The organism is Paenibacillus chartarius (assembly GCF_042432825.1).
Classification (GTDB): Bacteria; Bacillota; Bacilli; order Paenibacillales; family NBRC-103111; genus Gordoniibacillus; species Gordoniibacillus chartarius.
On record NZ_JBHLWN010000048.1, the window covers coordinates 47,070 to 66,552 of the forward strand.

The window sequence follows — 19,483 nt, forward strand, 5'->3', positions numbered from 1 at the left end:
CTGTTTGCAACCGCCGTCGTGGCCGCTATAGTTCGTACCGTTCAAGCGGACAATGAATTTGTGGCAGTTTGACGGCAATAAAAAAAACCGACACCCAGCCAGAAGCTGCATGCCGGTCGAACATTTCCTTATTTCTCCCCATACTCCGCTTCCCAGGCCAAATCCTGCTCCAGCTGCTTGCGATACACCCTGCGCGACAGCAGAACGGAAAATTCGTAGAGCAGTATCGTCGGAATGAACACGATGATGGCCGATAACAGGTCCGGTGGGGTAATAATGGCGGCGATAATGACGAGAAGCATGTACGCCCAACGGCGCAGCTTGACGAGCCGATCCGGGTTGAGGATACGGATTTTCGTCAAGAACATGACGATGATCGGCAGCTCGAAAATGAGCGAGACGGGCAGGATGATGTTAAACATGAAGCCGAAATATTGCGCCATACCGTACGTCTCGGTGATGCCTACACTGGTCGAGATACCACTCCCGAAGAAGAAGGCCATCGGAAAAACGACGAAGTAAGCAAAGGCAATGCCGACGAGAAACAAGACGACAGCGCCAGGGATGTACATGAGCGTCGCGCGCTGCTCGATCGGCCGCAGTCCCGGCTTCACGAAGGCCCACAGGTGGTACAATGCGACCGGCAGCACGAGCAGCAGGCCGATGAGAAGGCCGAAATTCATATAGATGCGTATCGGCTCCCACGGAGAGAAGGCGTGCAGCTCCATTCCGGCTGCGGGCGGCTGCTTCGATAAGAACAGAATGACCCGCTGGGCAAAAAACAAGCCGCCGCACATGCCGACGACGAGCGCAATTAATACCCATATTAATCGCTTGCGTAGCTCTTGAAGATGCTCGACCAGCGTTTGTTGATCTTGGTCCATATGCATATTCCTCTCTATTCGGGAAGCCGGCGCGGATCGGCCGGCCGGCGGCGGGTACGTTCGGGCGGCGAGGCAGCCGCTTCCCCATGCTCGGACGGGTCATCCGATGACGACAGCCCGGTTGGGCTAGCTGCTGCCGAATGCTCCGAACTCGAAGCCGTTGGAGTCCGCTCGGATAACGGGGTTAGTACGGAAGAAGCCTCGGCCCTCAGCGACGCAGCTACAGAAGCACGCTCGGATGACAATGACGCCCCTCCAGTATCGTGAGCCGCCGAATTCAGCTCCGCCAAAAAATCCGCGCCAAACAGCCCGGCATCATGCTCAGCTTCTGGCTGTGCTGCCGCCATATCCGCAGGCGCAGTCGTCGGCGCCGGCTTCCGGGCCGCAGCGTTGTCCGCTCTGCGCTGTTCCGGGTCACGCGTGAGCTCCACCATAAACGTGCCGGCCATGGTACGCGCCTCACGGACGAAACGCCCCACCTTGCGGCCGACCTCAGGCATTCGCTCCGGTCCGAACAATAGTAACGCAGCGAGGGCGATCAGCACAAACTCCGATATTCCGATATTGCCCAGCATGGCGTCTCGCCCCCTTCCCTCTTCAAAAATTACTTGCCGAGCAATCCGCCGTAGCCCAGCTCGACGATGTCACGCCGCGTCACCCGCTCACCGGCGCAAACGAGCGGCAGCAGCGCGTCGAACGACGTATACGGGTCGTGCATGACGCAGCCCGGCAGCCCCATGATCGGCGTGTCGCCATGATACGCCATCATGAGCATGGAGCCCGGTAGCATCGGCGTGCCGTAGCTGACGACTTCCGCTCCGCTGAGCCGGATCGCCCCCGGCGTCCGGTCGTCAGGATCGACGGACATCCCGCCGGTCACCAGCACCAAGTCCACACCTGCTTCCAGGAAACGCCGAATTTCCCCAACGATAAATTCGCTTTCGTCCGGTGCGAACCGCTGCTCGACGACGACGCTCCCGAGCGCTTCGACTTTCGCCCTCACGGCCGGTCCGAATTTATCGGCGATACGTCCTTTGTACACCTCGCCGCCGGTTGTCACAACGCCGACTTGAAGCTTGCGGAAAGGCTTGACCCGAAACGGCGCCTCCCCACCGTGTGCGGCCCGGTACTCGGCAGCGAGCCGCTCCACCTCGGCGATCCTCTCCTCCGCAACGACAAGCGGAATGACGCGCGTACCGGCCAGCGAGCGCCCTGGCTCGGCAACGGTATTCGTCCGCACTGTGGACAGCACAACCTGCTCCAGCGAGTTTACGGCGTCGACAAAATTCCGGTCCACGAGCGCCAGACCGTGAGCGGCAGCCTTCAGCGACACTTTCCCTTCATGCGCTTCCGTCAGCGTAACGCCTGTGCCCGCAACCGCAGCGGCCATACGCGCAGCCGCCTCGTCTTCATGCAGGTAGCCTTCCGCCAGCTCCAGCGTGTAAATATGCTCCTTGCCGATGCTGAGCAAAGCCGGAATGTCTTCCGCCTGCACGACATGGCCCTTCTTAAACAGCCGTCCTTTGAATTCCCCAGGCAATATTTGGGTCAAATCATGTGCCAGCACGAGTCCGACCGCATCCTCGACGGCGACTTCGCGCAGCATGGAGCCTACCGCCGGATCGGCCTTCAGCTTCAGCCCTTCGGCATCTGTCAAACCGCGCCCTTCGGCAAGGCTCATCCGTGATCGCCCTCCCGGCCGGTCAGGATGCCTAGCGCGTGAGGGAGCTGGTCCATGATGACGGCGAGATTTTCGTGCACACCCTTCGGGCTTCCCGGCAAATTAATGATCAGGGTTCGTCCGCGGATGCCGGAGACGGCTCGCGACAGCATCGCTTGCGGCGTCTTCTGCATCGCGCCCGCCCGCATCGCTTCGGCGAAGCCCGGAGCCAGCCTGTCCACAACGGCGAGCGTCGCTTCCGGCGTCACATCCCGCATCGCAAGCCCCGTTCCCCCAGTCGTCAAAATCAAGTCCGCGCTGTAATAGTCGGTCATCTCGATGAGCGCGGCCATAATCTCGTCCTTCTCGTCGGGTACGACTCGATATTCGATGATTTCCCCATTCATCTCTTCTTCCACCAGCTCGCGAATCACCTGGGCGCTCGTGTCTTCACGCTCGCCGCGGGAGCCTCTGTCGCTGGCCGTTAGAATCGCTACCTTCCATCGCACGCAGGCTCACCTCTCCTTTTACTTATCACTGTATCAGATTTTGCCGACTAAAGTGTATCGTTTCTGTGAAAATCTCCGCTTTTGCCGCCGGTCTTCGCCACGAGCACCGTAGGGCCGAGCTCCATCGCTTTGTCGACGGCTTTGCACATGTCGTACACGGTGAGAGCCGCCGCGGACACCGCCGTGAGCGCCTCCATCTCGACGCCGGTCGGGCCGGTTGTTTTCACGGTTGCTTCAATATATAAACGCCGTTCGCCATCGTCGGAGAACTGCACATCCACCCCGCTGATCGGAATCGGATGGCACATCGGGATCAGATCAGCCGTTCGCTTCGCCCCCATTATGCCTGCGATTTGCGCTACGGCGAGCACATCGCCCTTGGCCATTCGTCCCTGCCTGATCAGCTCGAGCGTGCCGGGCTCCATCGTGACCGTCGTCCGCGCCGTAGCGGCCCGCTTCGTCTCCGCCTTATCGGTGATATCGACCATCCGGGCACGGCCCTGCTCATTGAAATGCGTTAACGGCGATTCGCCCATCGTTATCCATTCCCTTCTTTGCGCTTCAGCCGGATCGATTCCGTTACAATTTCATCCACGCGAAAATCATGCCAACCGAGCGGTACCCGCTCGACCACCTGCACTTGAAACGCCGCAGCAAGGCAGTAGGGCCGTACGAGTCCAAGCGGTTCAAAACGCTGCATAAAACGGTCATAGAAGCCGCCTCCGTACCCGAGCCGCCCGAACTCCCGATCGAAGCCGAGACCCGGCACGAGGATGAGCCCGATTTGGCCAAGATCGGCCAGCTCCGGCTGCGTCGCCTTCGGCTCGCGGATGCCCCAAGGCCCCGTCTCCGCAGCCAGATCGGCCAGCGAGGTAACGCTGTAGAGGCTCATCGTCTTTCTCTCGCGGTCCGTCCTCGACAGCACAACCGGCACGCCGCGCGTCAAGCACCAATCCATAACCGGCGTCACGTCGACCTCGGTGCGGATCGGCATATAAGTAAACAGAGCTTGGCCTGTCGGGGTTCCGGTCCCATCCAGCAGGTGCTCCTGGCATACGGCAAGGGTCGCGGCGTTAATCGCACGCTCCTTCGCTTCCCGCTCGGGGCCCGTGATGGCTCCGCGTTTCGCCTCTAGGGCGCGGCGAAGCTCGATTTTTTGTTCGCGTACGTTCATAGGCGGCCTCTTTGTTCGATGTTGTGATGATTTAGGATTCATTTTACCATATGGAGGGGGGGAAGAGGAAACGCCTTCGCTCAGCCGCGCAGGTAGTGTATACTTAGGGATTGACGGGACGTTGATCAGGAGGGTCTTTATGCTGCTTCAGGTAAGCAATGTGAGCAAATATTACGGTGCCACGGCGGTGCTGTCCAATATTCATCTTCAACTGGAGGCTCGGGAGCGGATCGGGCTGGTGGGCGTGAACGGCGCCGGCAAGTCGACGCTGCTGCAAATTATTGCGGGCGAGCTTTCTTACGATAGCGGGGAAATTTTTAAGGCGAAGGAGACGCGGATCGGCTATTTGCGCCAGCACAGCGGACTCCGGCTCGATCGGACGATCGGGGAGGAAGTGCGCGAGGTGTTCGCGGAGCTGCACGAGGTCGAGCGGGAGCTGCGGCAGCTGGAGGAGCAAATGGCCGACCCGCAGGTGCATGCCGATGAGAAGCGGTACGAAGCGATTCTGGCTCGTTATGCGGCAAAGCAGGAATGGTTCCGCGAGCGCGGCGGGTATCAGGTGGAATCGACGATTCGCAGCGTTCTGCATGGGATGGGGTTCGGGGATATGGCGCTCGATACGCCGGTAGCAGGGCTTAGCGGCGGCCAGAAGACGCGTCTGGCAATGGTGAAGCTGCTGCTCGAGGCACCGGACGTGCTGCTGCTGGACGAGCCGACGAACCATCTCGATATTCCGACGCTAACGTGGCTGGAAGGGTACCTGCGCGGGTATCCCGGGGCGATCCTCGTCGTGTCGCACGACCGCTTCTTCCTCGATGCGCTGGTAACGGCGATTTACGAAATCGAAAGGACCTCGGCCAAACGGTACACCGGCAATTACTCGCGATTCGTTGAGCTGAAGGCGGCCGAATACGAAATTCAGCTGAAGCACTACGAGAAGCAGCAGGAAGAGATTGCGCGGATGGAGGATTTTGTTCAGCGGAACATCGCCCGGGCGACGACGACGAAGCGGGCGCAGAGCCGGCGCAAGGCGCTGGAGAAGATGGATCGGCTCGACAAGCCGCTTGGCGATTTGAAGCGGGCGAGCTTCTCGTTCGAGATCGAGCAGCAGACGGGCAAAGAGGTGCTGAAGGCGTCAGGCCTGACGGTTTCCTATGCGCCAGGGCCGGGGCATGAGCTGCTGCGCGGCGTATCGTTCGAGCTGCGGCGCGGCGTGGCGGCGGCGCTCATCGGGCCGAACGGGATCGGCAAATCGACGCTGCTCAAGACGCTGACCGGGCAGCTGCAGCCGGACCGCGGCGTCATCGAATGGGGCTCGAATGTGCGGCTCGGGTATTACGATCAGGAGCAAAAAGGGTTGAATCCGGCGAATACGGTCCTGGAAGAAGTATGGGGGGCGTATCCGCATTTGGAGGAGGCGCGGATCCGGACCGTCCTGGGTAACTTTTTGTTCAGCGGCGAGGATGTGTTCAAGAAGGTCGCGTCGCTGAGCGGCGGCGAGAAGGCGCGGGTATCTCTGGCAAAGCTGATGCTGCTGAAGGCGAACGTGCTCGTGCTCGACGAGCCGACGAACCATCTGGATTTGTATTCGAAGGAAGTACTGGAGTCGGCGCTGCTCGACTATGAGGGTACGCTGTTGTTCATTTCGCATGACCGCTATTTTCTCAATAAAATGGCGGAAACGATGCTGGAGCTGCGGGCGGACGGCGTTGATGTGTACTTGGGCAACTACGACGATTATGTCGAGAAGAAGGCGGAGCTGGCCGCGATCGAGGAAGAGCGGCGCGCGGCCGGCGGAGGCGGTGCGCCGGGCGCTGGCGGGCGCGGCGCGGACGGCCGGCCGGGCGGCGGTGCCGGGACCGCCGGCGCAGCGGCGGCGGGTGCGGGCGGGAGTTCGGCGGCCGGCGGCGCCGAGCCTGCGGCGAGCGGCAGCGCGCGGGAGCAGGACAAGGCGGCGAAGCGCGAGGAGCGCAGCCGGCAGCGCCGGCTGGAGCAGCTCGAGCGCGACATCGCCGCCTGGGAGGCCGAGCAGAGCGAGCTTGAGCTCGCCCTGGCCGACCCTGCGGTGTACAACGACTATGTGCTCGTGCAGGAGAAGAACGCCGCGATTGAAGCCCTGAAAGCAAAGCTGGCGACGGCTTACGAAGAATGGGAGCAGCTGCTCGGTTGAGCGGCTGTTTTTGTTTTTTTGGGGAAATTGCGCTGGCAGGGGATGTCGGTCAGTAATTTATGCATAGCTGTTTGCAACTTGAGCCGGGATAGCGGTTTTGGCCGCTATGGCTGGGCTTTTGGTGCAGATAGCGAAGTTGGAGGCCTGCAGCCGCCTTTGGCTGTTAGCCGCGAGTGGTTGCGCAAGTCGTGGGTTAGAACGGCGGTTTCGGCCGTTATGGCTGGCAATTAACGGATGAGAGCATCTTAGGGGTCAGTTGGCCTATTTGACCGTTATATTGAAGTAGTTACGCTAGTCGTGGGCTGTAGCTATAGTTGCGGCCCTTTCAACGGGGCGTAAGTTAAGATGGGTTCCGGCTACCCATTGGGCCGGTTAGACGGGAGCGGTCACTCAAGTCGTAAGCTGGAGCGCGTTGTATAGTACGTGATAAGCCGTTGCAGCGGATGGCACCATAGGATTCCAGCGGCTTATTAATTCGTCTGCCGGGGATTTATGCACGTACCCTAACCTAAGAATGTTGGCAACAATTTGCCGGTATACGTATCGATTGTGGAGAACTTAATAGCAATCCATCTCTCACGTGGATAACCTGGAGTTATCCCCAATCATATCCACAGCAGTCACATCGTTCTGCAAGCGTTATCCACCGCTCCACAGGCGACGTTCACTACTTGTTCACATTGTTGTCCACATTATCCACATTTTTCTGTGAAAAAGTTGTTAGCATTTCCACACGCCCCCTCCCCCTACTGCCGCTTGCTTTTGCAATACATATCCCCAATATACACAGGGGGTGTGGATAAACATACCCACACCCCTTGTGAACAACTTATATTGCTTCCGATACCGTATTTCCGGCTGCATCCGGCACCTCTTCGCCGCATGCGCGAAGCGCTTGATTGCAGGCGGACAAAAACGCTTTAGCCGTCGCCATCAGCACATCGCAATCCACAGCCGAGCTCTTGTAAATCGAGTCGCCTACGCGTACGGTCACATCAGCCTCGCCCTGTGCCCGTTCGCCGGCAGACAACGCATGAAGCTCCATATCCTCAAACTCCACATCGAGCGGGATTGCCTGCTTGATACATGCCGTAAGCGCCTCGATTGGGCCTTCGCCCGTCGCGGAATAAGCGTACTCCTTCCCGGCAAAGGCATCCCAAATCGTAATCGAAGCGACGCGAATGCGGCCGGACGAGCTGACCACCTGGATGTCGCGTAACGTGAACCGGTCAATCGAGCTTTCCGTCGTTTCGCCGATCAACCGGATGAACTCGTCGTCGGTGACGATTTTTTGCGCATCGGCCGTTTCCTTAAATCTCGCATACAATTTTTCCAGCTCCGCCTCGTCCAGCGCCACACCGTATTGGAGAGCCCGGTGCTTCAGTGCGTGCCGCCCGGAGTGCTTGCCGAGAATGATCATACTGCGCGGGATGCCAAGCCGCTCCGGATCCATGATTTCATACGTGCTGCGGTTCTTGAGCAAACCGTCCTGATGAATGCCGGCCTCGTGCTGGAACGCATTGCGGCCGACGACCGGCTTGTTGAAAGCGATCGGCATGTGCATCGTCCGGCTGACCAGCTTCGACGTCGCATAAATTTCCTCCGGCCGAATCCCGGTTTCCACGCCGAGCGCTTCCCCGCGCGTCTCGATCGCCATCGCCAGCTCCTCCAGCGACGTGTTGCCGGCCCGTTCGCCGACCCCGTTGACCGTTACCTCCACATAGCTCACGCCGGCTTGAATCGCCGCCAAGGAATTCGCTACCGCAAGGCCCAGGTCGTTGTGGCAATGCGCGCTGTACTCGACGGTATCGCCGCCCCGCACCATTTGGCGTACCCGGCGGAACAGGCGGCCGTACTCTTCCGGCATCGCGTAGCCGACCGTATCCGGAATGTTGATAATCGTCGCGCCCTCGGCAATAACCGCCTCCACAACTTCGAACAGGAACTCTTCCCCCGTCCGGGTCGCGTCCATCGGCGAATATTCGATCCGGTCAACGAACTGCTTGGCGTACGCCACCATGCTGCGCGCGAGCTCGACGACCTGCTGCCGCGATTTGCGGAGCTGAAAGTCGATGTGGATGTCCGATGACGACAAGAACAGGTGCAAGCGGCGGAACGGTGCATCGGCCGTCGCTTTAACTGCCGCATCGATATCCCCCTTCACGGCGCGGGCAAAGCCGCAAATTTCCACTCCCTGCAGCTCCCGGGAAATAGCCTGCACGGCGGCAAAATCCCCCGGGCTCGATATCGGGAACCCCGGCTCGATCACATCGACGCCGAGACGGACCAGCTGCCGGGCGATTCGGATTTTCTCTTCAGGCGTCAAGCTTCCGCCCGGAGCCTGCTCTCCGTCGCGCAGCGTCGTGTCGAACAAGTGAATGCGGCGTTTTGGCGTCTGGATCGTTGTTTCATTAGTCATATCGGATTCCTCCTCGAAGATCTTCTTCATGTAAAATGCAAACCAAAAAGCCCGCCGCCCCGCAACGGTGTTCCGTTGCAGAGACGGCGGGCTGCAATGTCCCGACGCGGTACCACTCTGCTTGACGCCATACCCGGCGTCCGCTCAAAGCCCGATAACGGGGGCGAACCGTTGAGACCTACTGTGCCCTTGGCAGCTTGCGGCCGCGAAGCTGCGTAGCGGTTCGATCCCACCGCTCCCAAGCGAGTTCGGAGGCTCCTTCGTCTGCGTCGCACCGGCCCGCAGCTCTCTGGGCGAAGGAAACCGTCCTACTACTCTTGTTCATTGCGGCATAATTTCGTAATGGTTAACGTGAAATATTCTTTCTTTCCGACAGGAATCAAAAAAGCCCGTCGTCTCCATAAGAGACGACAGGCTGTGCCCGCGCGGTACCACTCTTGTTGGTCAGGCTGCCTTGCCGGCAATACCCGAACCCTCTCGAACCCGATCACGGAGGCTACCCGTTCCTGCGTACGCATCCGAGCATCCCGGAAAGATGCCGGCTTCCGCAAAACCGCTCCCGGGCGAGCTTCAGAAACCGCCTGCGTCTGCGTCGCACCGACCCGCAGCTCTCTTTACGCGCTGGCTTCTTACTGTTCCCGTTCTTAGCGTTTGATCCATTTGTTGTTGTGATTATAGTATGCGCGGAAGCGATTGTCAATACACGAATGTTCTATAAATACCCCGCAGCACATCCGCCTACCACTTCTCCAGGCTCAGCAGCGGCTCCGCCTTCAAATCCAGCTCGGCGAATTCCCGCTTGTTCCACTTCAGGAATGCGGCGGCCGCGATCATCGCCGCATTGTCCGTGCATAGGCTGAGCGGCGGTACGATCAGCGGCAGGCCGATCTCCTCGCAGCGGGCGGCGAGCGCCGCGCGCAAGCCCCGGTTGGCGGCGACACCGCCGGCCAAGATGAGCTGCTTCGCGCCGAACTCGGCGGCTGCGCGCATCGCTTTCGTAACGAGCACGTCGATGACCGAGTTCTGAAAGCCCAGCGACAGCTGCGCCGACTGCAGCGCTTCGCCGCGCATGCGGGACTGGTTGACGACGTTCAGCATGGCGGACTTCAGTCCGCTGAAGCTGAAGTCGTACGAGTCTCCCTCCAGCCATGCACGCGGCAGCTCGATTTCGTGCTCGGCCTCGTGGGCGAGCCGGTCGATATGCGGGCCGCCGGGATACGGCAGGTTCAGGGCGCGCGCGACTTTGTCGTAAGCTTCGCCGACAGCGTCGTCGCGGGTTTGTCCGATAATGCGGAACTTGCCTTCCGACTCCAAATAAACAAGCTCGGTATGCCCGCCAGATACGACCAGAGCGACTGCCGGGTACTCTAACGGCTGGACGAGCTGATTGGCATAAATATGTCCCGCTATATGATGGACGCCGATGAGCGGCAGCTCGAGCGCAAACGCCAGCGCCTTGGCGGCGGCGACGCCGACAAGCAGCGCACCGACGAGGCCCGGGCCGTTCGTGACGGCAATCGCTGATAACTCCTCCAGCCGTACGTCCGCCTGCTCCAGCGCTTCCTGGAGCATCCACGTAATGGACTCTACGTGCTGGCGCGAAGCAATCTCAGGGACGACGCCGCCATACCGGCGGTGCGTCTCCACCTGCGAGGAGACGACGTTCGAGCGGATGCGGGTACCGTTCTCCACGATCGCAACGGACGTCTCGTCGCAGCTAGTTTCAATCGCCAAAATATAAACCGGTTGTTCGATCATGCTTGCGAGCTCCTTTGCGACCGGGGCAGTTCCGCCCACATGATGACGGCGTCCTCGTTGTTGTCCGTATAATAGCCGCGGCGGACGCCGACGGCGGCGAAGCCGATTTTCTCATAAAGTGACTGCGCAACGGCATTCGTCTGCCGCACCTCGAGCGTCATCCGGTGCGCTCCGAGGAGCGCCGCCTTGTGCATGAGCTCGGTCATCAGACGTTCGCCGAGTCCCTGCCCGCGAAACGGCGCCCGGACGGCGACATTCGTCACATGCGCTTCTTCGAGAATGAGCCACATGCCGCCATAGCCGGCGACGGCGCCGCCGACCTCCATGACGACGTAGTGGGCGAAATGGTTGTTGGTCAGCTCGTTATGAAACGCCCCTTCGGTCCACGGCGTTGTGAACGATTCCTGTTCGATCTGGCAGACCGTCGGAATATCGCGGGTTTGCATGGGGCGGAAAATGACCGCATAGCCCGTATAAGGCCGCCGTTCAGGCGGATTGGTATTAGAGTGCGAATTCGGTTCCAAGTCTAGTCTCCTTGCTTCTGCTTGGCGAGCAGCTTCACTTCCGCCTCGGCGAGCTGGGTATAGTTCGGCACGAACGTATGCACATCGTCGTGCTCGCCGCGCAGCAGGCGCGCGGCCGCGAGCGCGCCGACGTCGCGTGCGGCCGGCTCATGCGGCAGCATGAGCAGCCGCACGCCGCCTGCGGCCTCGCCGCCGCCGAACGCTTCGAGGAGCATCTCCTCGAAGCCGGCGGTCTCGCCGCAGAAGGCGAGCTCCACGGGCCCGTCCGCCGCGGCGGCCCGCTCCCGCAGCTCGTCCGCCCAATCGCGGACGAGCCTTACCCCGTCGGCGGCCAGCTCCGTCAGGCCGCCGACAACCGCACCGCCGTCCTCATAGACGGCGGTAAACGCCTGCGAGCGCCGCGCATCGACGAGCGGCACGAGCCAGCGGCGCCCGGCCGATATCGCCCCGCCGCCGGCGCCGGCCCGCCGCGCCGCTCCAAGCGCAAGCGCCGCCAGGCTGGAGACGCCGACAAGCGGCACGCGCAGCGTCCACGCCATTGTCTTCGCCGCGGACACCGCCACGCGCACGCCCGTGTACGAGCCGGGCCCGATGCCCACGGCGATCGCATCCACATCGCGAGGCCGCAGCCCTCGTCCGTGCAGCAGCTCCTTTACCGCCGGAAGCAGGTGCACGGAATGATCGCGCTTGCCCTGCGCGCTAAACTCCGCCAGCACCTCGCCGCCGCGCAGCAGCGCTGTCGTCATCGTCGTCGTGGACGTATCGAAGGCCACAATGACGCCTTCCCGCCCCGCTTTCTCCACCTTTGCTGCATCCATCCCTACCGTCACCCTTCTCTCCCGCTGCTGTCCAGCCTCAACAATCCGTCCCGCTCCAGCTCCCGGCACCACGCCGCATACCTTTCTCCGTACGGTGTAAGCGTCAACCGGCGCTCCGTCCAGCCTCCGCCCTCCACGTGGGCGATCTCCACCGCCAGCCGCTCCTCGGGCAGCAGCTCCTCGATCCGCGACGCCCATTCCACGAGCGTTACGCCTTTGCCGAAGAAATACTCGTCCAGGCCGAGCTCGTCCGCTTCCGCCTCCGTCAAGCGGTACACATCCATATGATAGAGAGGCAGCCGCCCCTCGTACTCTTTAATGATCGTGAACGTCGGGCTATTGACGACGCCCGGCACGCCGAGCGCCTTCGCCAGAGCCTGCGAGAAGCGCGTCTTTCCCGCGCCAAGATCGCCTTCGAGCGTCAGCACCGAGCCCGGTTCGGCCAGCCGCCCTAGCGCAGCGGCCAATCGTTCCGTATCCGTTTCCCCGTGCGACGCATATTCGTATTGCTGCTGGACGCTGCTCATCCGCGGGTTGCCCTCCATTTTGCACCAGTCGCATGTAATTCCTATTATTATAGAAAAACGAACGAAAGCCCGCAACTCCGCCAATAGGCGGAGCACCGGGCTCCCGCATCGCCAAACGCAGCATTATTGAATTTCCTGCAGCTCGTCCACCATTACGATTTTCACATCGGCCGGGTTGTCTTCCACATGCACCTTCGCCGTTTCCTTGCCCATATCCACGCTGTCGATCCAAACGGATACGCCGTTCAGCTCGACATCGATCCGTTCGTCGGCGTTCAAAATTTCCTGCGCCCGGTAAGCTTTCATGCTTCGTTCTCCTTTCCGCCGGCCTCGAGAACGGACTCCGTTAGCCCCATCGTGTCCGTCGTCGACTCGTCGATCAGCCCGTTCTGCGGCGATACTTTGCCTCCGCCCAGGCCCTCGTTGACCATTCGGTCAATGTCCATGAAATTTTCATCCATGCCTTGGTACATCGAATCGTATTCGTCCTGATCCGCCACTGTAATCCTCCTGAATGTAGGTTGCTGGCCGCCGTTGCGGCTTTGCCCATAGATTTTCCCGCCGGCGGCGAATTCATACGGATTGGAATTGAAGGAACAGCCATACTAAGGCTAATCAATGCTGTCAAACAAGGGAGGCCTGCGGCCATGCATACGGTGTGGAAAGGCGCGATCAGCTTCGGTCTCGTACACGTGCCGGTGAAGATGTTCTCGGCAACCGAAGAGAAGGATATTCACATGAAGTACATCCACAAGAAGTGCATTACCCCCCTCTCCTACGTGCGAAAATGCACAACCTGCGAGGAAGAAGTCGGCTGGGACGAGATTACGAAGGGGTATGAGTATGAGCCGGGGCATTTTGTCCTGTTCGAGAAGGACGAGCTGGAAAGCTTGAGCGAAGGCGTCAACAAAGAGATCAAAATTCTCGATTTCGTCGATTTGACGGATATCGATCCGATTTATTTTCAGAAAACGTATTATTTGGCGCCGAACGAAACGGGGGCGGGAGCTTACAACCTGCTGCTGTCGGCCATGCGGGACACGGGCAAAATCGGCATCGCCAAAGTGTCGATCCGCTCCAAATCGTCGCTCGCCGCGATCCGGATTATCGACAACTGCATTGCAATGGAGACGATCTTCTACCCGGACGAAATTCGGCCAGTCGCCCAGGTACCGGGATTGCCGGAGCAGGTGACGACGAACGAGAAAGAGCTGACGATGGCGAAAATGTTAATCGAACAGCTGTCGACCCCCTTCGAGCCGGAAAAATATACGGACGACTACCGTCACGCGCTGCTCGACGCTATTCAGGCGAAAGTGGCGGGCGAGGAGATCCAAGCCGCTCCGGAGCAGAAGCGGACGAACGTCATCGATTTGATGGCCGCGCTCCAGGCGAGCCTCGATACGATGAAGCCGATCGCGCCGGATACGACGAAGCCGGCTGCCGCGGCGAACCGGAGGAAGGCCGCTGCTGTCATCGAGAGCGCCGAGGACGCGGGGGCCGTTGCCGTTGCACCGAAGCCGGCCAAGGCCAAGTCGGCGAAGAAGAGCAAAGCGAAGGAAACCGTCTCCTGAGGGGACGGTTTTCTTTATGTCATTTTGAGGCGGACGGTCCGTCTATGCACACTATCCGCCTGGGCCTATGAAGACCGCCCATTCCAGGCCGTCTTCTCACCTCCTGACCGCCTCGGCCCCCAAAGACCGCCCGTTCCGGGCCGTCTTCTCACCTCCTGACCGCCTTGGTCCCTCAAGACCGCCCGTTCCAGGCCGTCTTCTCACCTCCTGACCGCCTCGGTCCCTCAAGACCGCCCGTTCCGGGCCGTCTTCTCACCTCCTGACCGCCTCGGTCCCTCAAGACCGCCCGTTCCGGGCCGTCTTCTCACCTCCTGACCGCCTCGCCCCCCAAGACCGCCCTTTCAGGGCCGTCTTCTCACCTCCTGACCGCCTGGGCCTATGAAGACCGCCCGTTCCGGGCCGTCTACACACCTCCTGACCGCCTCGGTCCCTCAAGACCGCCCTTTCCGGGCCGTCTTCTCACCTCCTGACCGCCTCGCCCCCCAAGACCGCCCTTTCAGGGCCGTCTTCTCACCTCCTGACCGCCTCGGTCCCTCAAGACCGCCCTTTCCGGGCTGTCTTCTCACCACCTGACCTTCCCGCCCCCGAAAGACCGCCGTTCCGGGCCGTCTTCTCACCACCTGACCTTCCCGCCCCCGAAAGCCCCCCCTTTCCGGGCCGTCTTTGCGCGACCTTCTTCACCACCCAACCGCCCCGGCCCTCTTACCTCAAATCCTCAATGGTTACATTCGGTGAAAGAACGTAGCTGTAGATCTTCTTTGTCCCGCTGCCGCCGGGAAGAAGCGCTCCCTTCTCCCGCAATGAATGCATGATTTTACGAGCCTTCTTGGCATGAATGTGAAGAACGGAGGCAGCCTCTTGAGGCGTCAGTCGTCCCCCTTTCCCCGCAATCAGCCTGAGCATTTCCCGCTCTTCAAGCTTCCACACCTTCTTTTCCGTCATAGATATGCCAAACCATTTCCCCATGAACTGTTGAATCATTTGCTGACAGGTCCGAGGGCGCTCCTTGATCAGATCATAGGAGAACCGAAGCAGCTGCCAATCATCCAGCAGCAAATGATTTTGCCTCAGCAGTTGATCCGTAAATTGGGACCGGGAAATTTGCAGCAAATGCGGTCCGAACCCGTCGATTTCGATGGCGAGTTTCATAGGCCCCCAAATAAACACAAAGTCGATATATCGTTTCCCGTCACGAAAATCGTTGACCTCATATTCCGGAATAAGACCGTTAAAATGTCCGAACAATGGCCGCCAAACCAGCTCAAGAAACAATCGTTCCGCATGTCCAAGCCCTCCTTCCAGTCTTCCTAAAACCTCGCCGCTGCGAGAGCGCATGTGTTTTTCCAGCCACAGCTCATAAGCTTTAGTGAATCCCATATGACATCTCCTTTGCAAAATAAAATAGCCGCTTACGGGTCAGATGGCCTGACTCCATAAGCGGCGTGTGCTTCACAACCGATAAATATCCTTTACCAAAACATATCACCGAAATTGGAAGTAATCAATAAAATTGTGAAAGAATTTTCCATGAATCCCTTAAAATATCGTCAAACCACAGAATGCATCATCCGAATTTCTATAGTAAAAAGAATATGGTTGTAAAGCGTGAGTGGATAATGACTGCATGCGAGTGCGTATGTGTTCGTTCTATCATTTCTCATAAGCTATTCCTTTGCAAAAGAAAATAGCAGCCCACGAATCAGATTGCCTGACTTCAACAGCGGCGTGTGCTTCGCAGCCGACAGAACATATTGGAAGTAAACATTACAATTATGAAAGATATTGCTGTGAACTCGTAATTTGTCGTCCAACTCACAGCAAGCATCTTCCGAATTTGCTATAGTAAAGAGAATATGGGTGGAAGGCGTGGATGGATGATGACACTACTGGAGAAGCTCTCATCGGCTTTAGGGATGAAAACGCAGGATGCCAACAAGGCCGCTGCCGAAGCGGTTTTGAGGGAGCCTCATTTGCTTGAAGATATCGCAGACGGGCTGCAGAACGGTAAAGCCGCCTTGATCGCCGATTGTGCGGAAGTCATGACGAAGGTGGCCGAGGTATCGCCATTGCTTGTCGTGCCTCACATCAACAAGCTCGCTGCGCTGCTCACCCATGGGACGACGAAAGTCCGTTGGGAAGCTGTTCACGCAATTGCGCTGACGTCCGCCTATGCCCCTGCGAGCGTCGTTCCGCACTTGCGCACGCTGACGCGGCTTGTCCGCGACGATAGCTCGACGATCGTCCGCGATTATGCGATCGATGCGTTATGCCATTACGGCTCGACGGACCACGATGCCGCAACGACGGTGCTGCCCGCTCTCTTAGAAGCGCTGGAGGCTTGGGGCGGGAAGCATCGTGCCCGCATTCTGGAGGGCCTCGCCCGGCTCGTCCCGCAAGCTCCGGCAGCTGCCGCCGAGCTGGAGGCCATCGCTCTGACGTATATAGAAGATCCGAAGGCATCCGTGAAAAAGGCGGCGAGGGCCTTGTCCAAGGCGCTGAAAGCAGGAACCCGCCAATGACCGTTATCGAAACCAAGAGCAACCGCTCCGACTTCATAATCAGACCGCTGCAGCCTTCGGACCTCGTTCATCTCGGCGACCTGCAGCCGCCGGACTGGGGGCCGATTGGGCCGATTTTTCGCTCGTTCTTAAGCAGGCCCCATTGCTCTGCGCTCGCACTTGATGATCTGTCCGGACGTCTGCTCGGCGTCGCGAACGGAAGCCGCTTCGGATCGGCCGGATGGGTCGGACCGATCATAGTCGCGCCGGCAGCTCGCGGACGAGGATTCGGAACGGCGCTGACACAAGCCGTATTGGACGAGCTGACCGCCGCAGGATGCGTCAGTATCGCCTTGCTGGCAACGGAGCTGGGCGCCCCGATCTACCGCAGGCTCGGTTTCATGGAGGCTGGCAGCTACTCATTCATGGCGCGTTCTCAGATTGCGGCGGAAGAAGCATCCGTTCCCGATCCCGCAAAAGCGACTCCGGCTGGCTGCACCGTCCGTCTCGAGCCGCTGCAGCCGTCGGACTCCGGCACCGTGCTGGCGCTCGATCGCATTGCCAACGGGTTCGACCGCTCGCTCGTGTACGAGGGCGTCCAGCTCGCAGGCTGGGCGGCGCGGGATATGCATACGGGAAAGCTGAGAGGTTATTACGCGCAGCATGCCGGAGAAGGTCCCGTCATTGCCGTCGATGAGGAAGCGGGCATCGCTCTGCTGAAGATGAAGCTTGCAAACGGAAACGTCGACCGGGCCGTTCTGCCTGCCGGCAACGAACCCGGCGTACAATTTTTGCTGACGGAAGGCTGGGAAATAAAGCGAACCGCGCTGCGGATGACGCTGGGCCCTCCGCTCAAATGGCGTCCTCAGTTCATTTATCATCGCATTTCGGGCTTTTGGGGATAAGACGGCTTAACATCGCTGGTTCACTCTTGTACATTCCTTTACAGGCATATTCCGATCATGTTATGCTGTAGGGGAAAGGAGCATGGTATGATGGGCGAGACATTGACAACATTGACCGCACTTTCCGAGCCCAACCGCCTGCACATTGTTGAACTCTTGCGCGACGGCCCTCTGACGGTAGGGGAAATCGCCGATCGGCTTGAGCTTCGCCAGCCGCAGGCGTCCAAGCATCTTCGCGTTCTTAGCGAAGCCGGACTCGTCGAAGTGCAGCCGAGTGCGAACAAGCGCTACTATAAGCTGCAGCCGCAGCCGTTTTACGATCTCGACGATTGGGTCGATTCGTTCCGCCGCATATGGACCGAGCGAATGGACCGTCTCGATGACTATTTGCAGGAGCTGCAAGGTAAGAAGCTGCGTCAATAACGCGCAAAGGGCCGCCGGATCAATCGGGCGGCCCTTGCCATATGCATTCGCTCGCCGGTACGTCGACAAAGCTTTGGATGCTCGGCTGACGCAGCGTCCTTCCTTCCTGCCAGCGCCATTCCGAATACTGCACCTTCACGGCAAGCTGCGGTTTTACCCAATATGTATCCTTCTTCATATCGGGATGCGCTTCCGCGAACGGACTTTTCACCGTCACAAGAGGCTTCAGCACGTCCGTCAGATTGCGCCACTCCGCCTTCGTCATTTTGCCGGTACCCACATGCCCGATATAACGGAACAATCCTTGCCGATCGTACAGCCCGAGCAGCACCGCGTTAACCACACCGCCGTTTAGCGTAAAGCCGCCGATCGCCGCAATGACATCGCCGTAATTTTTCACCTTGATCCAGCGATTATCCTTGCCGTCTATGGTGTAGGTCGATGCCGAATCCTTACAAACAATGCCTTCCATCGCATTCTTCTCCATTAACGCAAACAGGGCGTCGCCATCCGGGAACGATGCTGCCAGCTGAACGGACGGCGTCGGGATGACGATATCCGCCAGCAGGCGCTGGCGCTCCGCGAGAGGACGGTTCGTCACCCATTCCCCATTTACATACAGGACGTCAAAAATCATATACGTAACCGGTACGGCCTTCTGCACTTGCCCAACCCGCTCGAGACGGCGGATGCCGTCCCGGCGCATCACCTCATGGAACGACGGTTTGCCATCATCGGCGAGCGCGATGACTTCCCCGTCCAGGATAACCGATTCGGCCATGCAGTACTGCCGCGTATCGGCAATCTCCGGATAATTGTATGTCCGTTCCCGCAGCTTACGGTTGAAGAGCCGGGTCGTGCCGTTCTCGGTATAAGCGAGAATCCGCGTACCGTCCCATTTGATCTGATACTGCCACTGCGGTCCTACAGGAATCGCACTGCCGCTGACCGGCTCGAATGGCACAATAGGCTGCATATCGCTCGTTCCTCACTCCCTGCTCCGTCGTTTCCCCATAGTATTTCCAAATGTTCCTCGATCAGCCGGAACCGCCGCTTAACGCCCTCACTAATTGATACCCGGGCTCCTGTGCTCGCATGTTCAAGTAATGGCAACCCGCATGAACTAGGTGAATGTTATCTGAAGGCACGGGTACCCTACAAAAATGAAGTCAACCGATCATTCCCCTAACACTAATCTTCCTCAGATTGAGGACTCCAAGCTCATCCAGCAGCACCTTGCCAACGAGCGAACCTTTCTCGCATGGCTGCGAACTTCCATAACGATGGTTGGATTGGGCTTTCTTGCCGCGGGTGTGGTGTTTCGTTCTTCCGGCGAATTCGGACATATCGGGCATATACTCGCAGCAGTTATCGGTGTTAGCGCCATTCTGCTCTCGGGCTTGGTCACGGTCTTTGCGGTCAGGAATTACTTTACGAAGCGTGAACATATTCGCGGAAATACATATCATGCGTCCGACTTTATGATCAAGTTCTCGTCTTGCTGCTTGGCGTTTATTCTTTTAGGCTTATTGCTGCTCATGATCTTCATGCTAATGTATTAGCGTATAACGAACTTGCGTTATTCTGTCCGCCCAAAAACATGATTTCTGCAGTAAAATGCTGCAGCGTCCGAATCGTTC

The 19,483-nt window shown here is 59.1% G+C and carries 21 protein-coding genes and 2 other annotated features; of the genes, 6 read left to right on the forward strand and 15 right to left on the reverse strand.

Features of this window, described 5'->3' with window-relative positions; translation table 11 throughout:
• Positions 1-128: 128 nt before the first annotated feature.
• From tatC to ACFFK0_RS12500, 6 genes are all read right to left on the reverse strand, one after another.
• Complete coding sequence (tatC, locus tag ACFFK0_RS12475) at positions 129-890, reverse strand: twin-arginine translocase subunit TatC (protein ID WP_377470543.1); 762 nt, start codon at positions 888-890, stop codon at positions 129-131.
• Between the two features lie 8 nt (positions 891-898).
• Positions 899-1,459: a Sec-independent protein translocase subunit TatA/TatB gene (locus ACFFK0_RS12480; RefSeq protein WP_377470544.1), complete on the reverse strand. Its 561-nt coding sequence runs from the start codon at positions 1,457-1,459 to the stop codon at positions 899-901.
• Between the two features lie 29 nt (positions 1,460-1,488).
• Complete coding sequence (locus ACFFK0_RS12485; RefSeq protein ID WP_377470592.1) at positions 1,489-2,490, reverse strand: molybdopterin-binding protein; 1,002 nt, start codon at positions 2,488-2,490, stop codon at positions 1,489-1,491.
• 71 nt (positions 2,491-2,561) lie between these two features.
• The gene (gene mog, locus ACFFK0_RS12490; protein WP_377470545.1) at positions 2,562-3,053 is read right to left on the reverse strand and encodes a molybdopterin adenylyltransferase; all 492 of its coding nucleotides are present in this window, start codon (positions 3,051-3,053) and stop codon (positions 2,562-2,564) included.
• A gap of 47 nt (positions 3,054-3,100) precedes the next feature.
• Positions 3,101-3,589: a cyclic pyranopterin monophosphate synthase MoaC gene (gene moaC, locus ACFFK0_RS12495; protein ID WP_377470546.1), complete on the reverse strand. Its 489-nt coding sequence runs from the start codon at positions 3,587-3,589 to the stop codon at positions 3,101-3,103.
• A gap of 2 nt (positions 3,590-3,591) precedes the next feature.
• Positions 3,592-4,227 (reverse strand): 5-formyltetrahydrofolate cyclo-ligase, encoded by a 636-nt coding sequence (locus tag ACFFK0_RS12500; protein WP_377470547.1) that lies wholly within the window; start codon positions 4,225-4,227, stop codon positions 3,592-3,594.
• Positions 4,228-4,366: 139 nt separating this feature from the next.
• On the opposite strand from ACFFK0_RS12500, the gene ACFFK0_RS12505 reads away from it, so the two are divergent.
• The gene (locus tag ACFFK0_RS12505) at positions 4,367-6,397 is read left to right on the forward strand and encodes an ABC-F family ATP-binding cassette domain-containing protein (protein ID WP_377470549.1); all 2,031 of its coding nucleotides are present in this window, start codon (positions 4,367-4,369) and stop codon (positions 6,395-6,397) included.
• An 829-nt stretch (positions 6,398-7,226) separates the two neighbouring features.
• Here ACFFK0_RS12505 and ACFFK0_RS12510 read toward each other — a convergent pair.
• The 7 genes from ACFFK0_RS12510 to ACFFK0_RS12540 all read right to left on the reverse strand — a co-directional run bounded on the left by ACFFK0_RS12510 (position 7,227) and on the right by ACFFK0_RS12540 (position 12,943).
• Positions 7,227-8,816 carry a 2-isopropylmalate synthase gene (locus ACFFK0_RS12510; protein WP_377470550.1) on the reverse strand — a complete coding sequence of 530 codons (1,590 nt, stop codon included), beginning with the start codon at positions 8,814-8,816 and terminating at the stop codon, positions 7,227-7,229.
• A 76-nt stretch (positions 8,817-8,892) separates the two neighbouring features.
• Positions 8,893-9,150 (reverse strand) — a binding site (T-box leader).
• 66 nt (positions 9,151-9,216) lie between these two features.
• Positions 9,217-9,471: a binding site (T-box leader), on the reverse strand.
• Between the two features lie 83 nt (positions 9,472-9,554).
• Positions 9,555-10,574, reverse strand: coding sequence for a tRNA (adenosine(37)-N6)-threonylcarbamoyltransferase complex transferase subunit TsaD (gene tsaD / locus ACFFK0_RS12515; RefSeq protein ID WP_377470551.1), 1,020 nt, complete (start codon positions 10,572-10,574; stop codon positions 9,555-9,557).
• Positions 10,571-11,032, reverse strand: a complete 462-nt coding sequence (gene rimI, locus ACFFK0_RS12520; protein ID WP_377470593.1) for a ribosomal protein S18-alanine N-acetyltransferase — start codon at positions 11,030-11,032, stop codon at positions 10,571-10,573. Before rimI ends, tsaD begins: the two co-directional genes overlap by 4 nt.
• A 68-nt stretch (positions 11,033-11,100) precedes the next feature.
• Positions 11,101-11,988 carry a tRNA (adenosine(37)-N6)-threonylcarbamoyltransferase complex dimerization subunit type 1 TsaB gene (tsaB, locus tag ACFFK0_RS12525; protein ID WP_377470552.1) on the reverse strand — a complete coding sequence of 296 codons (888 nt, stop codon included), beginning with the start codon at positions 11,986-11,988 and terminating at the stop codon, positions 11,101-11,103.
• Positions 11,925-12,443: a tRNA (adenosine(37)-N6)-threonylcarbamoyltransferase complex ATPase subunit type 1 TsaE gene (gene tsaE, locus ACFFK0_RS12530; RefSeq protein WP_377470553.1), complete on the reverse strand. Its 519-nt coding sequence runs from the start codon at positions 12,441-12,443 to the stop codon at positions 11,925-11,927. Before tsaE ends, tsaB begins: the two co-directional genes overlap by 64 nt.
• A 123-nt stretch (positions 12,444-12,566) precedes the next feature.
• Positions 12,567-12,749, reverse strand: a complete 183-nt coding sequence (locus ACFFK0_RS12535; RefSeq protein WP_377470555.1) for an H-type small acid-soluble spore protein — start codon at positions 12,747-12,749, stop codon at positions 12,567-12,569.
• Positions 12,746-12,943, reverse strand: coding sequence for a hypothetical protein (locus tag ACFFK0_RS12540; protein ID WP_377470594.1), 198 nt, complete (start codon positions 12,941-12,943; stop codon positions 12,746-12,748). Before ACFFK0_RS12540 ends, ACFFK0_RS12535 begins: the two co-directional genes overlap by 4 nt.
• A gap of 147 nt (positions 12,944-13,090) precedes the next feature.
• On the opposite strand from ACFFK0_RS12540, the gene ku reads away from it, so the two are divergent.
• Positions 13,091-14,017: a non-homologous end joining protein Ku gene (gene ku, locus ACFFK0_RS12545; protein ID WP_377470556.1), complete on the forward strand. Its 927-nt coding sequence runs from the start codon at positions 13,091-13,093 to the stop codon at positions 14,015-14,017.
• Between the two features lie 702 nt (positions 14,018-14,719).
• Here the strand turns inward: ku and ACFFK0_RS12550 are convergent.
• On the reverse strand, positions 14,720-15,394 hold the full coding sequence (locus tag ACFFK0_RS12550; RefSeq protein WP_377470557.1) for a DNA-binding response regulator: 675 nt from the start codon (positions 15,392-15,394) through the stop codon (positions 14,720-14,722).
• Positions 15,395-15,891: 497 nt separating this feature from the next.
• Between ACFFK0_RS12550 and ACFFK0_RS12555 the strand changes: the two genes are divergently transcribed.
• From ACFFK0_RS12555 to ACFFK0_RS12565, 3 genes are all read left to right on the forward strand, one after another.
• Entirely contained in the window at positions 15,892-16,536 is a 645-nt protein-coding gene (locus tag ACFFK0_RS12555) for a hypothetical protein (RefSeq protein WP_377470558.1), read from the forward strand.
• Entirely contained in the window at positions 16,533-17,420 is an 888-nt protein-coding gene (locus ACFFK0_RS12560) for a GNAT family N-acetyltransferase (RefSeq protein WP_377470559.1), read from the forward strand. The genes ACFFK0_RS12555 and ACFFK0_RS12560 overlap by 4 nt, the downstream gene beginning before the upstream one ends.
• 90 nt (positions 17,421-17,510) lie before the next feature.
• Positions 17,511-17,843 (forward strand): ArsR/SmtB family transcription factor, encoded by a 333-nt coding sequence (locus ACFFK0_RS12565; RefSeq protein ID WP_377470560.1) that lies wholly within the window; start codon positions 17,511-17,513, stop codon positions 17,841-17,843.
• Between the two features lie 19 nt (positions 17,844-17,862).
• Here ACFFK0_RS12565 and ACFFK0_RS12570 read toward each other — a convergent pair whose 3' ends face one another.
• Complete coding sequence (locus ACFFK0_RS12570; RefSeq protein WP_377470562.1) at positions 17,863-18,819, reverse strand: ATP-dependent DNA ligase; 957 nt, start codon at positions 18,817-18,819, stop codon at positions 17,863-17,865.
• Between the two features lie 187 nt (positions 18,820-19,006).
• Here ACFFK0_RS12570 and ACFFK0_RS12575 point away from each other — a divergent pair, with 187 nt between their 5' ends.
• On the forward strand, positions 19,007-19,405 hold the full coding sequence (locus ACFFK0_RS12575) for a YidH family protein (RefSeq protein ID WP_377470565.1): 399 nt from the start codon (positions 19,007-19,009) through the stop codon (positions 19,403-19,405).
• The last annotated feature ends 78 nt before the right edge of the window (positions 19,406-19,483 follow it).